Here is a 15,784-nt window from a genome sequence, read left to right as displayed (position 1 = left end):
GATGCCTGCTAAGGCCAGAGTGGAGCGAAGTTCAGAAGGATTCATGGGAAAGGGCTATATTAACAAGTTACGCTAAAAAATCATGAATAACGAAATTAAAATCCGCGGTGCGCGTACGCACAACCTCAAAAACATCAATCTAGATATCCCTAGAGAGAAATTGGTCGTTTTGACCGGTCTATCTGGCTCGGGCAAAAGCTCTCTAGCTTTTGACACCCTATATGCCGAAGGCCAACGTCGCTACGTTGAGTCCTTATCAGCTTATGCTCGTCAATTCTTGCAGTTAATGGAAAAACCCGACGTCGATACGATTGAGGGCCTCTCACCAGCAATCTCAATTGAGCAAAAGGCGACTAGTCATAATCCTCGCTCGACCGTGGGTACGGTCACTGAAATTCATGATTATCTGCGTTTACTGTTTGCGCGTGCAGGTACACCGCACTGCCCAGATCACGATCTACCGTTAGAAGCGCAAAGCGTTTCTCAAATGGTTGATACCGTTTTAGCCATGCCGGAAGACACCAAGCTCATGATCCTAGCTCCCGTAGTGAGCGAGCGTAAAGGTGAATTCGTAGACTTATTTCAAGACCTTCAAGCACAGGGTTTTGTGCGATTTCGTGTGCGCTCTGGTGGCGGTACAACCAATACTGCTAAAGCAGAAATCTTTGAAGTTGATCAATTACCAGCACTAAAGAAAAACGATAAGCACTCTATTGAAGTAGTTGTAGATCGCATTAAGGTGCGGCCTGATATTCAGCAACGTTTAGCAGAATCCTTTGAGACTGCTCTGCGCCTGGCAGATGGCAAAGCCATGATCGTCAATATGGACGCTGGCAAAGAGATGATTTTCTCCAGCAAGTTTGCTTGCCCTATCTGCTCGTATTCTTTGCAAGAGTTAGAGCCACGCCTATTCTCATTCAATAACCCGATGGGTGCATGCCCGTCTTGCGATGGATTAGGTCATCAATCCTTCTTCGATCCAAAACGCATTGTTGCGCATCCTGATTTATCGCTAGCATCGGGCGCCATTAAGGGCTGGGATCGTCGCAATCAGTTTTATTTCAAACTCTTACAGACATTAGCCAAACATGGCGGCTTTGATGTCGAGAAACCTTTTGAGACTTTAAATAAGAAACAGCAAGACCTCATTTTGCTGGGTTCTGGTGACGTGACCATTCCATTTGAATACATCAATGAACGTGGCAAGAACAGTATTCGTGAGCACGCCTTTGAAGGCATTGTTGCCAACTTTGAACGCCGCTATCGCGAGACCGAATCCGCGACAGTCCGCGAAGAATTATCTCGCTATCAAAATGTGCAAACCTGCCCAGCATGTAGTGGCAGCCGTCTACGTAAAGAAGCGCGCTTTGTCAAAGTCGGTGACGGCAAACAATCTCGAGCTATTTATGAAATCAGCGCCCTACCGCTCAAAGAAGCTAAAGAGTATTTTGAAGCCCTCGAACTCAAAGGCGCTAAAAGAGAAATCGCTGACAAGATTGTGAAAGAGATTGGTTCGCGTCTTCGCTTCCTCAATGATGTTGGCTTAGATTACCTCTCACTAGAGCGAAGTGCAGACACCCTCTCAGGCGGGGAAGCTCAGCGTATTCGTTTGGCTTCACAGATTGGCTCTGGATTGACTGGTGTGATGTATGTATTGGATGAACCCTCCATTGGCTTGCATCAGCGTGACAACGATCGCCTCATTGGTACCCTCAAGCACTTACGCGATTTAGGTAATAGCGTATTGGTGGTTGAGCATGATGAAGACATGATTAGAGCCTCTGACTATGTCATTGACATTGGCCCTGGCGCAGGTGTTCATGGTGGTGAGGTTGTTGCTGAAGGCACTCCCGCAGAAGTCGAAGCAAACCCCAAGTCTTTAACAGGTGCCTACCTATCTGGTCGCGAATGGATCGCAGTTCCAGAAAAACGCATTCCTGTAAATGACAAGTTCCTAGAAATCATTGGTGCGCGCGGCAACAACTTACAGTCAGTTCACGCCAAAATTCCAGTTGGACTATTAACTTGTGTCACTGGCGTATCTGGCTCTGGTAAATCAACCCTCATTAATGACACCCTGCATCACGCGGTTGCACAACATATTTATGGTTCAAATGCTGAACCAGCGGCACATGAAGCAATTAAGGGTCTCGAGAACTTTGACAAGGTTATTAGCGTAGACCAATCTCCAATTGGTAGAACGCCTCGCTCTAACCCCGCTACTTACACCGGGCTATTTACACCTATCAGAGAACTCTTTTGCGGCGTACCTGCTGCACGCGAGCGTGGCTATGAAGCGGGACGTTTTTCTTTCAACGTCAAAGGCGGCCGTTGTGATGCCTGTGAAGGTGACGGGGTCATTAAAGTAGAAATGCATTTCTTGCCAGACGTCTATGTACCTTGCGATGTCTGCCACGGAAAACGTTATAACCGTGAAACTTTAGATATTCGCTACAAAGGTAAGAATATTCATGAAGTACTCTCGATGACTATCGAGCAAGCCCATGAATTCTTTGAAGCGGTGCCGATTGTTAAACGCAAGCTTAAAACCTTGTTGGATGTCGGTTTAGGTTATGTGAAGTTAGGTCAAAGTGCCACAACCTTATCGGGTGGTGAAGCGCAGCGCGTCAAACTCTCACTAGAACTTTCTAAACGCGATACAGGCAGAACTCTGTACATCTTGGATGAGCCAACTACGGGTTTACATTTCCATGACATTCAACTGTTGCTGACCGTTCTTCAGACCCTCAAGAAGCAAGGCAATACAATCGTCATCATTGAGCACAACTTAGATGTGATCAAAACTGCTGATTGGATTATTGACCTAGGCCCTAAAGGTGGTGCTGGGGGTGGGCAAATTATTGCTACAGGCACACCCGAAGAAGTTGCAAAGAATGAGGCTAGCTTTACCGGTCACTACTTAGCGCCATTGCTGGTTCGAAAACCAATCGCTAGTAAAAAGAAAAAGTAATCAGAGCAATTTAGATTCGGCTAAATCAGTCGCTTCTGAGTTGCCTGAGAGCACCAAGATATCGTTAGCCTGCAAACGTAAATCTGGGGTAAGCTCCAACTTGACGTAGTCAGAACCGCCCACTTTTCGTCTGACTGCTTGTACGCTCACACCTTCATTTTCAAGATGTAACTCTTCGAGAGTTTGGCCAATACTGGTTGACTCAGGCAGTAAAGTGACCGAGTGCAAACGCCACGATTCTTTGGTGTCTACCTCATCGTCAACTCCACGGAAGTAGCCACGCAATAAACTATAGCGAGCTTCACGTGCACTCGTGATACGACGCACCACCTTCCGCATAGGCACACCCATCATCAACAAGACATGGGACGCCATCATGAGGCTGCCTTCAATTAACTCAGGCACCACCTCAGTCGCACCAGCTGCTTGTAATTTCGCCAAATCAGCGTCATCTTTAGTGCGCACCAGAACAGTCATGCCTGGGCGCAGATGCTCTACTTGATGCAAAACTTTGAAACTAGCTGGTGTATCTGCATAAGTAATCACCACTGCCTTTGCTCTCGCAAGGCCTGCGGCAACTAAATAATTTTCTCGACTGGCATCGCCATAGACCACGTTGTCCCCAGCGGCGGCAGCCTCTTTGACACGGTCTGGATCCATATCTAAAGCAATGTAAGGAATTTTTTCTTGATCAAGCATGCGGGCCAAGCTTTGACCTGAGCGACCGAATCCACAAATGACTACATGGTTTTCTGTACGGACACTTTTGGCTGCAACACGTGTCAGCGCCAATGATTGCAATAACCACTCGTTACTAGAAAAATGTAGCGCAATGCGATCGCTATATTGAATCAAGAAAGGCGCACCAAACATCGAAAGTAACATCGCTGCCAATACTGCTTGACTCAAGGCGGGATCGATTAAATCCAAGCCATCAATTTGATTTAAGAGAACGAATCCGAATTCACCAGCTTGCGCCAAACATAAGCCCGTCCGAATGGAGATACCAGGGCTTGAGCCAAAAGCACGTGACAGCAACGCAATCAAGCCGAACTTGAAAATCAGCGGGCCGATCAATAAGAGTAAAACCAGCATCCACTGCTGATAGATCACCTCAAAATCGAGCAGCATGCCAACGGTAATAAAGAAGAGGCCCAAGAGCACATCCCTGAATGGCTTTACATCCTCCTCCACTTGATGACGGTAAGGCGTCTCTGCAATCAACATACCCGCCAAGAAAGCCCCGAGCGCTAACGATAAGCCAAAGTGCTCTGTAAGACCTGCCATACCCAAAACAATGAGCAAGAGGTTCAGCATGAAGAGCTCTTGAGAGCGCAACTTAGCAACCAAGCTAAACCAACGACTCATCAAGGTTTGGCCGATCACAAAAATGAGCACAAGGGCTACCGTAATCTTGATGGATGCTGCCGTGAGTGCCAAAAATAGATCTCCGGGATTCTTACCCAGCGAAGGTAACAAAATCAACAGGAAAACAACCGCCAAATCTTGGAACAGCAAGATACCGATGATGTTGCGGCCATGCTCCGTTTCGATTTCCGAGCGATCAGAAATGAGTTTGGTAACGATGGCAGTTGAGGACATTGCCAAAGCACCGCCTAGAGCAATGGCTGCCTGCCAGGAAATCGGGTAAATCCAGTTCATCAGCAGGCTAGCAGGGACTGCCAGCAGCATGGTCAAAATGACTTGGCTACCGCCCAAACCAAATACGATGGTCCGCATAGCCCGCAGCTTATGGAGGTTAAATTCCAAGCCAATCGAGAACATCAAGAAAACCACCCCAAATTCAGCCAAATACTTCACCGTGGCTGAATCATTGGCCAAACCAAGGGCATGCGGCCCAATGAGGACGCCAATAGCGAGATAGCCCAAAATAGGGGGTAGCCCAAAATAGCGGAAAATAACTACCCCGGCCACTCCGGAGGCCAGCAAGATGAGAGTTAACTGAAGGACTGACGGCATATACTCACCCCATGATAGCTAAGACTCGTGACCGAACCCTAAAGCTTGCGCGCGACACCCTCACAATCGAGGCTGCTGCACTGCACACTATGCGTGACCGCCTTGAAGGCGCTAACGCTGATGCCCTTGTATTGGCAGTAGATCTTCTGCATTCCTGCAAAGGCCGCATCGTCGTTTCTGGGATTGGTAAATCGGGGCATATTGCTCGCAAGATTGCGGCCACCTTTGCCTCTACTGGTTCGCCTGCTTTTTTTGTCCATCCAGCCGAAGCCAGTCATGGTGACCTTGGGATGGTTACACGTGATGATGTCTTTGTTGCACTCTCTAATTCCGGTGAGACTGATGAGCTTCTCACTATCGTGCCAATCGTCAAGCGCACTGGCGCAAAACTGATTGCACTGACCGGCGCACCACATTCTTCTTTGGCAAAGTTAGCGGATGCCCATTTAGACACGAGTGTTGAAAAAGAAGCTTGTCCACTTAACTTAGCCCCAACCACCAGCACAACCGCTGCACTCGCTATGGGTGATGCTTTAGCTGTTGCTCTTCTAGATGCTCGTGGCTTTCAGGCTGAAGATTTTCAACGCTCACACCCCGGTGGTCGTTTGGGTCGCAAACAATTAATGCATGTCAGCGAAGTCATGCGTAGTTTTGATGAGACGCCTAAGATTGCAATCTCCGCATCCCTGCAAGATGCTTTACTCGAGATGACTGCTAAGCGCATGGGTATGGTAGTTACCTTAGGCAATGCAAATCAAGTTGCCGGCATATTCACGGATGGTGACTTACGTCGCTTACTTGAAAAGAGCACCAATTTAGATGGCCTCACTTTAGAAAAAGCAATTACCTCAGCGCCGCGCACGATTCCTCCCGAACTATTGGCAGAGGAAGCTATTGAGATGATGGAGAAACATCGCATCAATCATCTAGTAGTAACCGATCCCAATGGCGCACTACTTGGAGCATTAAATCTCCATGATTTGTTTGCCGCCAAGGTAATTTAAATCGTTTTCATTCCAACCATATATTGAATCACCCCTATGCCTAGCGCCTTTCACGTTCAAAATACCAACCCGCTAAGCCAATATCCACAGGCCTGGGACCGCGCCGGGACAGTCAAGCTGCTCGTTCTAGACGTCGATGGCGTATTAACAAATGGTCAAGTATTTATTGGCGAGAATGGCAAAGAATGTCTAAAGGCTTTCGATATTCAAGATGGTCTGGGAATCAAACTGTTAGAAAAAATTGGTATACCAACTGCCATCATCACTGGACGTAGCTCTAAAATGGTCATGGCTCGCTGTGATGAACTTGGCATCAAACACGTACACATGGGCGTTGATAATAAAGCTGCAGCCTTAGAAAAGATTCTGCAATCGCTTGGACTCAAGTCATCTGATTGCGCAGTGATGGGTGATGACTGGCCTGATTTTCAAATGATGAAGTCTGCAGGCTTGAGGATCTGCCCCGCACAAGGCCATGATGCCGTGAAAGAAGTGGCTCACTTTGTCACCACTCGATCAGGTGGTGCTGGTGCAGTACGAGAAGTCTGTGATCTGATATTAAAGGCGCAAAACCGCTATGAGGAACTACTAGCTCAGGCGCGCGCTTAAGGTCATTTTGTAATGGAACTAAATGCCCAACAAATCAAACTGAGTATCTGGCGTGCTTTATTACGCCTGATGCCATTGATCTTGATGGGCACTCTGACTCTCGTTACGTTTTGGCTGGTCAAAAAAAATACTCCAGCAGAAAAATCGGCCATCGAACGCGTACGCTTACATGAGTCCGATTACACCATTACTAATGGCACCCTATCTGCTCTCAATGAATTTGGTAATACGAAATATCGAGTACTGGGCAAGAAAGTGATTCACTATGATGATGACGCCTCTATCGATATAGAAACACCACGTATACGCTTGTTCCCACCTGAAAAATCACCGGTTACCGTCAAAGCAGATACAGGTCATTTAGACGGCGACCTCACAATATTAGATCTCATTGATAACGCTGAAATATTTCGCCCACCTCAATCTGCCACAGCAACTGAACCAGCAAGGCCGCGTATGCTTGCGCGTTCCTCTTACTTCAAGGTGCTCATCAACGACGATATTATTGAAACCGATAAACCCATCACGCTTGAGCAAGGAGTTTCTATAATGCACTCAACTGATGGCGGTGTATTTAACAACATCGAACAAAGCATGGTTTTATCTGGCCAAGTAAGAGGTCGTATCGAGCGCATCCAACCTGGAGCGCAGCCATGATCTTCTTACGTATCGCCCTATCTTTTGCAATATTGACAGCCTGTTTTATTACTACTGCTCATTCCGAAAAAGCGGATCAAGACAAACCTATTATTTTGGAGGCAGAAAAAGTTTCCGTGAACGACGTCCAACAAGTTTATAAACTTGACGGCGAGGTACTCTTAACTAAAGGTAGCATTTTGATTACCGGCGAGAAGGGCAATATTAAAGTTGATCCTGAGGGTTATGAATATATTGATGTTCAGGGTAGCCCTGAATCTAGCGCCAGTTTCCGACAAAGGCGCGAAGGGCCTGCTAATGAGTTTATGCAGGGTCGCGGTCAAACAGTTACTTACAATGCCAAAACCGAGCTCCTGACATTGACTGGAGACGCCATTTTGAAGCGTCTGCACAATATGCAAATGTTAGATCAACTACATGGCTGGAAAATTGATTACAACGATGTGCAGCAGCACTATCAAGTCTCAACACCTGCGAATGCCAAAGCAGAGGACTTACCTCAAGCTAGAGCGATCCTTTCACCAAGAAGAAAAGCTACACTAGAAGAATGACCATGAATTCCAGTAGCACTCAAAAGCCAGCAACCCTCAGCGCTCAGCACCTTCAAAAGCGTTATGGGTCTCGCACCGTAGTGCGGGATGTATCAGTCGAGGTCAAGTGCGGCGAAGTCGTAGGGCTCCTGGGGCCCAATGGTGCTGGCAAAACAACCTCTTTCTACATGATTGTTGGCCTAGTTCCTTTGGACGGTGGCAGCATTGTTCTAGATGGTACGGACATCACCCATCTGCCTATTCATGAGCGAGCCCGCATGGGCTTGTCCTACCTCCCGCAGGAGGCTTCCGTTTTCAGAAAACTGAATGTAGCTGAAAATATTCAGGCGGTATTAGAGCTACAAGTTCAAGGTGGCAAACCATTAAGTAAGGCTGAGATAGCACATCGTTTAGATGAGCTCTTGGGCGAACTCCAAATCAGTCACCTGCGTGATAATCCTGCGCTTTCTCTGTCTGGTGGCGAACGTCGTCGCGTTGAGATTGCTAGAGCCCTAGCCTCACAACCTAAGTTCATTCTGTTAGATGAGCCCTTTGCTGGCGTTGACCCAATTGCAGTTGGAGAGATCCAGCGGATTGTGCGCTTCTTAAGGGACCGCCAAATTGGCGTCCTCATCACGGACCACAACGTTCGAGAAACCTTAGGCATTTGCGATCACGCCTACATCATCAGCGAAGGTAGCGTGCTGGCAGAAGGTAAGCCGGACCAAATTATTGAGAACGATGCTGTTAGAAGAGTCTATCTAGGAGAAAACTTCCGCATGTAAATATTCAGATTTTTTCGAATATTTGTTAAATAAACATGATCTGCCCCCTTGGTTTTCAGCAAAATCGCTGATACGCTGGAGGTTCATGAAGTTCATTTCCCTATAAACAAGTACAACATTACAGGGGCCTGCTGCGCACCCCGGGTAATTATTTGCGCATGCATTTTGTTTTGCTATGAATAGGAGCTGCTGATGAATCTGAAAATTAATAGCCGTCATGTTGAAGTTACTCCAGCTATGCGTTCCCACCTTGAGGCTGGGTTAGCAAAAATTCGCAAACACTTTGACCACGTCCTTGATGCGTCAGCATTTTTGATTGTTGATAACGCCAAAGAAAAAAATCTTCGTCAGGCCGCTGAGATCACCATTCACCTTAAAGGCAAAGAACTTTTTGCTGAAGCGCACAACGCCGATCTTTACCACGCAATGGATGCAGTGGTCGATAAACTTGAGCGTCAAGTAGTCAGGCACAAAGAAAAGATCCAAGACCATCATCATGAAAAGCACTTTGAGTGATTCTTGCCGTCAGGGCACCTATAATCAACCGACATGAATGCCCTGACCGATCTTTTCGCTTTAGACCGCATTGCCTTAAATATCCCCTCTAAAAATCGGGCTGAGGCATTTGCGGCCGTAGGACAACTATTTGCCAAGCAGGCAGGTCTTGAAGCCGAAGCAGTTGTTGGCTTCTTAAATGCTCGCGAGGACTTAGGCTCTACAGCTCTAGGTGCTGGTGTTGCCATTCCCCACGGCCGGGTAAAAGGGCTAAAGAGCCCAATTGCCGCATTTGTCAAATTAAAAGATCCGATTGAATTTGCTGCACCCGATGGTGAGGCTGTCTCTATTTTGATTTTTTTGCTTGTCCCTGAAAAAGCGACTCAGCAACATTTAGAAATTCTGTCCTCCATTGCACAACTCCTCTCCGACCAAGATGCTCGCAAATCGCTTGCCTCGGAAGACAGTCCAGAGAAGGTGTGCAAGTTATTACAGACTTGGGGCTCCGCTTGACAACCCAACCACTGCTCCTTGAGGGAGTTACTGCTCAGCAGATCTTTGATGACAATGTTTCCGACTTAAAGCTCTCTTGGATTAGGGGCCTAGAAGGTGCGGACCGCACATTTCCTCCAGAGGCTGTGAAGGCTGCCGCAGCTAGCTCGGACTTAGTAGGTCACTTAAACCTCATTCATCCAAGTCGTATTCAGATTTTTGGTGAGCAAGAGGTTGACTACCATGCCCATCTGGAACAAAAACAAAGGCAAGATCAGATCTCCAGCTTAATTTCCAAAACACCGCCTTGTGTGATTGTGGCCGACGGGAAAACAGCTGATGCCGATCTACAACTGTTCTGCCAAAGATCCTCTACCCCACTCTTTACAACAGCCATTTCGGCTGCTGAGGTGATTGACCACCTACGTACCTATCTCACGAAGATTGGCGCGCCCCAGATCACTAAACATGGCGTCTTTATGGACATCCTAGGCTTAGGCGTCCTCATCATGGGCGAATCCGGCTTAGGCAAAAGCGAGTTGGGTTTAGAGTTAATTTCGCGCGGCCATGGTTTGGTAGCAGATGATGCAGTCGACTTTGCTCGCCTAGGGCCAGACTACATTGAAGGTCGCTGCCCCGTGATCCTGCGTAATCTCCTAGAGGTTCGTGGACTGGGTTTACTGGATATTCGTACTATCTTTGGTGAAACTGCTGTGCGTCGTAAATTGAAATTACGGTTGATCGTACAACTCGTTCGTCGTAACGACGGTGAGTTTGAGCGCCTTCCATTGGAAGCACAGCATATTAATGTGCTCGGTATTCCAATTAGAACCGTCAAAATTCAAGTGGCTGCAGGACGTAACTTAGCGGTTCTCGTAGAGGCTGCAGTGCGTAATACCATTTTGCAATTACGCGGCATTGATACCTTAAAAGAATTTATGGAGCGTCAACGTTTGCAAATGCATGTTGAGGCAGAGTCCACAAAGTCGCAAGGTCGACTCATTTAATATGCAAATCAATCTGATTACCGGTATTTCCGGCTCAGGTAAATCCGTTGCGCTGAGAGCCTTTGAGGATGCGGGTTATGACTGTGTAGACAACCTACCAGTAGCTTTATTGGTAAACCTCATTGAGACTCTAGAAAAAGAGAAAAGTGATCGAGTGGCGGTAGCGATTGATGCCCGCCGCGGTCAAACAATTTCAGAACTACCTACCATTCTAGAAGCCTTACGGCGTCACCATGATGTGCGAATTATTTTTCTCAATGCGGATACGAATACCTTAATACAGCGTTTTTCAGAAACACGTCGCCGTCACCCGCTCTCTGGAAAGACACAAGAAACACAAGAAGCCACTCTGATAGAGGCAATTGATAAAGAGCGTGGCCTGCTTGAGCCATTGCGCACCCAAGCCCATAGCATTGATACCAGCAATCTGCTGGCTCATGCACTGCGCTCATGGATACAGGATCTTCTAAAAGATAAGCCACAAGGTCTCACCGTGATTTTTGAATCTTTTGGATTTAAAAAAGGTTTGCCAAGTGAAGCCGATCTTGTCTTCGATGTTCGCTGTTTACCCAACCCACACTATGACAAAGCTTTACGCCCCCTATCAGGGAAGGATCAAGCTGTCAGAGAATTTTTAGAAAAGATATCTGAAGTGGTAAGCATGGAAAAAGATATCACTGCGTTTATCGAAAAGTGGTTACCGCACTACATTGCAGACGGACGCAGTTACCTGACTGTTGCGATTGGCTGCACTGGTGGACAACATCGCTCTGTATATTTGGTGACGCGCCTTGTTGAACACTTCCAAGCCCAGAAAGATTTGGCAGCGCTCCAAATTAATTTCTTAACTCGCCATCGCGAGCTAGATTCAAGCCCTGTAAAAGCAGCTTAATTGGTTGGGGTAAGCCGTATTTTCCGAGCTGACGCAAGGGAACCCACTTCAAATCATCACTATTGAATTTCACGGCATCACTTAAGGTCACATGCCAAATCTGTATCCATAAACGGCGATGCGTAAAGATATGCTTAATCTCTAATCCCTGCTCAATTAATTGGCAACTCTTTAAAACAGTAGCAGTCTTTTCATCTGGCAATACTTGCTTTAACAATTCTTTCGCAGTCATATTGAGTGCATTTTTATTTGCAGGTTTTGGACTTTTTTCTTTTGCTCTCCACGCAGATTCAGGCAAAGACCATAATCCGCCCCAGATGGCTTTGTCTGGGCGCCTTTGCAGCAAAACTGAATCACTATGCCTGAGTAACAACATGTCGCAATCAAATTCGGGAGATTTTGCCTTTGCTACTTTATGAGGTAATAGTAAGACTTGATCGCTAAGATTAGCTTGGCATTCTTTTTCAAATGGGCATTTCTTCTCTCCACTCAAGCACACGGGCTTACGAGAAGTGCACCACGTCGCCCCAAAATCCATCAGAGCCTGCGTGTATACCGGCATATCCATAGCTTTTTTTGGAAGGAGTATTTTAGCTAGTGACCATAATTCTTCATTCACTGCTTTTTCTTGGATGGCACCCTCTATACCAAACAGTCTTGCCAAAATTCGTTTGACGTTTGCATCGAGAATGGGTGCTCGCTTATGAAATGCAAATGCGGCTATAGCGCCTGCTGTAGATCTACCGATGCCCTTGAGTTGTTCAAGTAATACCGGATCCTGTGGAAATTTTCCTTCAAACTCTTCCATCACTTGCTTGGCACAGGCATGAAGATTACGAGCACGCGTGTAGTAACCGAGCCCCGCCCATTCAGCTAAGACATCATCTATAGGCGCAGCAGCCAATTTCTTGACAGTAGGAAAACGCTTCATAAAGCGGGGGTAGCGTTCCAGAACAGTAGCCACCTGAGTTTGTTGCAGCATGATTTCAGAAACCCACACCGCGTACGGATCTCGAATGCTTTGCCATGGCAAACCTTGGCGGCCGTCCTTGCCATGCCAAGCTATCAGCTTAGCGGCGAAGTGCTTTATCAGCGCTTCTGACATTGGGGGCAAAAATAAGTAGAGCGCTGACCTTGCACCATTTTTTTAATGGCTGTCTTACATACCTTGCAAGGCTGATCTTTACGATCGTAGACTTTGGTTTGCACCATGAAGTGTCCAGGGTCACCTTCACTATTCACAAAGTCTTTTAAAGAACTGCCGCCAGCAGCAATCGCTTTTTTCAAAATCAATCTCACTGCATTGGCCAGCCGAGAACATTGCGGACGCGTGAGCTTTCCAGCAGCCTTTGCTGGATGAATGCCAGCCTCGAACAAACTTTCTGAACAGTAGATATTGCCAACGCCCACCACCGCCTGTCCGGCAAGTAAAAATTGCTTCACGGCAACACTACGCCTGCGTGAACATTGGTACAAGACATCTGCGCCAAGCTCACCTTCAAACTCTGGTGAAAACGGCTCAACCCCAAGTTTTTGCAAGAGCATGTTGTTCTCAATCGGCCCCTTAGATTTTGGGTGCCATAAAACAGCACCAAACTTTCGGGGATCATGCAAGCGCAAACTGAGCTTGCCAAACTCGAATGTCACGCGATCATGCGGCTTCAGGGGATCGCTACCAGGAAGTACACGCAAAGTCCCCGTCATGCCTAAGTGGAGCAATAGGTGTCCGGTATCGAACTCCATCAGAAGGTACTTGCCGCGGCGCTCTATTCCCAAAACTTTCTGACCAGAAAGTAAAGTATTGAGATTGCTAGGAACCGGCCAACGTAAGCGACCATCAATAATTTTGACCGCACTCACCCTGCGCCCCTCTAGATGGGGCTGGATACCCAATCGGGTAACTTCAACTTCTGGGAGTTCTGGCATAAATGGATTGTAGATTCGCGGATTAGAATGTGCTCATGACCAAATTTTCACTAATGCCTTATTTAAGGGTCTTACTGCTCACGGCTGGACTTGGCTTAGGCCTTTCCTCCAGTTATGCCGTTGCCAAAAATAGTAGCCTAGATAGCGGTCAAGCCGTCTTTGAGGTCCTGGCCTCCGAAATTGCCTTACAACGCGGTGAAGCTGGGCTGGCATACACAACCTACTTGGAGCTCGCTCGCCAACTCGACGATCCCCGTTTGGCACAAAGAGCTATGGAAATTGCTATTACTGCAGGCGCGCCCGATATGGCGCTACAAGCAGCTCAAACTTGGGATGGTTTGGCTGGACCCAAGCAAACCAAACCTAAAGAAGTACTCGTGACCCTCCTTATTCTGAGTCAACGCTGGTCAGATGCAGTTAAACCTGCAATTGCTCTACTGAATCAACAGACCCCAGAGCAACGTGAAAACACTTTGCTACAGATTCAGTCGCTACTAGCCAAGGCTACTGATGAATCAGAAGCCCTAAGGGCTTTCTACGAAATCGTCTCCACTGTAAAGCCAGAACCAAAAGATCCTGGACTGCTCTATACCTATGCAATGTCTGCCGAAAAATCCGGACACCTCAATGTTATGGAAAAAACTCTGCGTGAAATCTTGCGCAAAAATCCAAATGATGTGAATAGCCTGAATGCACTTGGTTACTCGCTCGCTGATCGCAATCAGAAATTGCCCGAGGCATTCAAGCTCATTAGCAAAGCACATCAACTCTCACCTAGAGATGGGTTTATTTTGGACAGTCTTGGATGGGTGAACTTTCGCTTAGGCAAAAATGAATTAGCATTTGAACAACTGCAACAGGCATTTAATATGAAACCTGAAGCAGATATTGCTGCACATATCGGCGAAGTCTTATGGGATATGAAGCGCCCAATCGAAGCAGAAGATATGTGGCGTAAGGGGCAGCAATTAGATGCTAACAACCCCACCCTTAAAGAAACCTTGAAGCGCTTGAAGCCAGACTGGTCAGTTGCAGATTCAGCCCTCAAAGGCTCATGGGACGGTCGTTTTGCAGTGAAGGTTACAGGTCTCACCGAAGGAAAAAATCAAGGTGGCTCAGGTGGATTTACTTTGACTCAAGATGCGCTGACTGATGTATTAGAAATTCGTAATCCAGTAGGTGGATCAATTGCGAAAATTACAATTAAACCTGGTGAGGCAATTCTGGAGCGCGATGGTCAACTCACCACAGCGATTGATGCCGACACTCTCATTCAAAATACATTAGGGCTTCCGCTACCTGCTCGCGGATTATCCGACTGGTTGCGTGGACAAACCCGCCCAGGAAGCAACGCGAGTGTGGAGCGAAATGCAAATGGGCAAGTGAGCAAAATCACCCAAGACGGTTGGACATTAAATTACAACTGGAACGATGCTCAGCGCTTAGAAAAACTCACGATGAATCGCAGCTCTAATGTCGGATCGATTGATATCCGCTTAGTTTTTGATACTCCGAATGAGTGAAGTGCAAATGATGGGTAATGCATTGGAACTACGTTGTCCCGCAAAGCTCAATCTCTTTTTGCACATTATTGGGCGCAGAGAGGATGGCTATCACCTCTTGCAATCTGTTTTTCAGTTGATTGATTGGTGTGACGTTCTCACCTTAAAACGTCTTCCAGAAAATGAGATTCGTCGTATCAACCCCATTCCCAGAGTCCCTCCCGAACAAGACTTAGTCGTTCGTGCAGCCCATCTCCTCAAAGAGCACTGCAAGATTGATCAGGGGGTTGAAATCCGTCTTGAGAAAAATATTCCCATGGGTGCCGGCTTGGGTGGCGGATCCTCAGATGCGGCATCCGCCTTAATTGGCCTTAATGCACTCTGGGATCTCCATCTCGACATCGTTACGCTTTACCAACTTGGCCTAAAACTCGGGGCTGATGTGCCATTTTTCATCTTCGGCCAAAATGCTTTCGTTGAGGGGATTGGAGAGAAATTACAGGCAATTTCCCTGGAAACCCAAGACTTTGTGGTGATCTTCCCCAATCAGGGGATCGCCACTGCTCAGATTTTTCAAGACTCTCAATTGACCCGAGATCACGCTCCGATTACAATAGATGGCTTTCTTGCATCGCCAAGGTCATTTCAGTCAAATGATTGTCAGGCAGTAGCGGTGCAGAAATGTCCTGAAGTGAAGCAAGCATTAGATTGGATTTACAAGGCAGCGCCAAACTCGGCGCCTTGCATGTCCGGCTCTGGAAGTAGCGTATTTGCCGCCTTAGATCCTAAGACGGACACCGTAAATCTGGAAAATCTTCTGCAAAATCTTCCAAAAGGATGGATAGGTCGAATTGTTCGGGGGCTAAATAAAAATCCCGCTTACAATTTGATTTCTTCAGATTGACCTGTAGGGGAATCGCCAAGCTGGTTAAGG

Annotated in this window: 15 protein-coding genes; 12 read left to right on the top strand and 3 right to left on the bottom strand. The window is 47.1% G+C overall.

The window, feature by feature from the left end:
• Positions 1-82: 82 nt before the first annotated feature.
• Positions 83-2,971, top strand: coding sequence for an excinuclease ABC subunit UvrA (uvrA, locus tag B7X71_RS05210; protein WP_293597714.1), 2,889 nt, complete (start codon positions 83-85; stop codon positions 2,969-2,971).
• Here the strand turns inward: uvrA and B7X71_RS05205 are convergent, their stop codons facing one another.
• Positions 2,972-4,951, bottom strand: coding sequence for a monovalent cation:proton antiporter family protein (locus B7X71_RS05205; protein WP_293597715.1), 1,980 nt, complete (start codon positions 4,949-4,951; stop codon positions 2,972-2,974).
• A gap of 11 nt (positions 4,952-4,962) precedes the next feature.
• Here B7X71_RS05205 and B7X71_RS05200 point away from each other — a divergent pair, with 11 nt between their 5' ends.
• From B7X71_RS05200 to rapZ, 9 genes are all read left to right on the top strand, one after another.
• Complete coding sequence (locus tag B7X71_RS05200; RefSeq protein ID WP_293597716.1) at positions 4,963-5,955, top strand: KpsF/GutQ family sugar-phosphate isomerase; 993 nt, start codon at positions 4,963-4,965, stop codon at positions 5,953-5,955.
• A gap of 36 nt (positions 5,956-5,991) precedes the next feature.
• Positions 5,992-6,564: an HAD hydrolase family protein gene (locus tag B7X71_RS05195; RefSeq protein ID WP_293597717.1), complete on the top strand. Its 573-nt coding sequence runs from the start codon at positions 5,992-5,994 to the stop codon at positions 6,562-6,564.
• Between the two features lie 12 nt (positions 6,565-6,576).
• The gene (lptC, locus tag B7X71_RS05190) at positions 6,577-7,221 is read left to right on the top strand and encodes an LPS export ABC transporter periplasmic protein LptC (RefSeq protein ID WP_293597718.1); all 645 of its coding nucleotides are present in this window, start codon (positions 6,577-6,579) and stop codon (positions 7,219-7,221) included.
• Entirely contained in the window at positions 7,218-7,772 is a 555-nt protein-coding gene (gene lptA / locus B7X71_RS05185; protein WP_293597719.1) for a lipopolysaccharide transport periplasmic protein LptA, read from the top strand. The genes lptC and lptA overlap by 4 nt, the downstream gene beginning before the upstream one ends.
• The gene (gene lptB / locus B7X71_RS05180; RefSeq protein WP_293597720.1) at positions 7,769-8,536 is read left to right on the top strand and encodes an LPS export ABC transporter ATP-binding protein; all 768 of its coding nucleotides are present in this window, start codon (positions 7,769-7,771) and stop codon (positions 8,534-8,536) included. Before lptA ends, lptB begins: the two co-directional genes overlap by 4 nt.
• 192 nt (positions 8,537-8,728) lie before the next feature.
• Positions 8,729-9,052 (top strand): ribosome-associated translation inhibitor RaiA, encoded by a 324-nt coding sequence (gene raiA / locus B7X71_RS05175; RefSeq protein ID WP_293597721.1) that lies wholly within the window; start codon positions 8,729-8,731, stop codon positions 9,050-9,052.
• A gap of 33 nt (positions 9,053-9,085) precedes the next feature.
• Complete coding sequence (locus B7X71_RS05170) at positions 9,086-9,544, top strand: PTS sugar transporter subunit IIA (protein WP_293597722.1); 459 nt, start codon at positions 9,086-9,088, stop codon at positions 9,542-9,544.
• 11 nt (positions 9,545-9,555) lie between these two features.
• On the top strand, positions 9,556-10,530 hold the full coding sequence (hprK, locus tag B7X71_RS05165; RefSeq protein WP_293597728.1) for an HPr(Ser) kinase/phosphatase: 975 nt from the start codon (positions 9,556-9,558) through the stop codon (positions 10,528-10,530).
• A 1-nt stretch (position 10,531) separates the two neighbouring features.
• Entirely contained in the window at positions 10,532-11,422 is an 891-nt protein-coding gene (gene rapZ, locus B7X71_RS05160) for an RNase adapter RapZ (protein WP_293597723.1), read from the top strand.
• Here the strand turns inward: rapZ and mutY are convergent.
• Together mutY and mutM are read right to left on the bottom strand one after the other, a co-directional pair.
• The gene (gene mutY, locus B7X71_RS05155) at positions 11,367-12,527 is read right to left on the bottom strand and encodes an A/G-specific adenine glycosylase (protein ID WP_293597724.1); all 1,161 of its coding nucleotides are present in this window, start codon (positions 12,525-12,527) and stop codon (positions 11,367-11,369) included. The genes rapZ and mutY overlap by 56 nt on opposite strands.
• Positions 12,512-13,348 (bottom strand): bifunctional DNA-formamidopyrimidine glycosylase/DNA-(apurinic or apyrimidinic site) lyase, encoded by an 837-nt coding sequence (gene mutM / locus B7X71_RS05150; RefSeq protein WP_293597725.1) that lies wholly within the window; start codon positions 13,346-13,348, stop codon positions 12,512-12,514. The genes mutY and mutM overlap by 16 nt, the downstream gene beginning before the upstream one ends.
• Before the next feature lie 35 nt (positions 13,349-13,383).
• On the opposite strand from mutM, the gene B7X71_RS05145 reads away from it, so the two are divergent.
• Together B7X71_RS05145 and ispE are read left to right on the top strand one after the other, a co-directional pair.
• Complete coding sequence (locus B7X71_RS05145) at positions 13,384-14,871, top strand: lipoprotein insertase outer membrane protein LolB (RefSeq protein ID WP_293597726.1); 1,488 nt, start codon at positions 13,384-13,386, stop codon at positions 14,869-14,871.
• Entirely contained in the window at positions 14,864-15,754 is an 891-nt protein-coding gene (gene ispE / locus B7X71_RS05140; protein WP_293597727.1) for a 4-(cytidine 5'-diphospho)-2-C-methyl-D-erythritol kinase, read from the top strand. The genes B7X71_RS05145 and ispE overlap by 8 nt, the downstream gene beginning before the upstream one ends.
• Positions 15,755-15,784 lie beyond the last annotated feature (30 nt).

The sequence above is a fragment of the Polynucleobacter sp. 39-46-10 genome (assembly GCF_002282275.1).
Note: the sequence above shows the minus strand (reverse complement) of the source record. Positions and strands in the feature narration are given on the sequence as shown.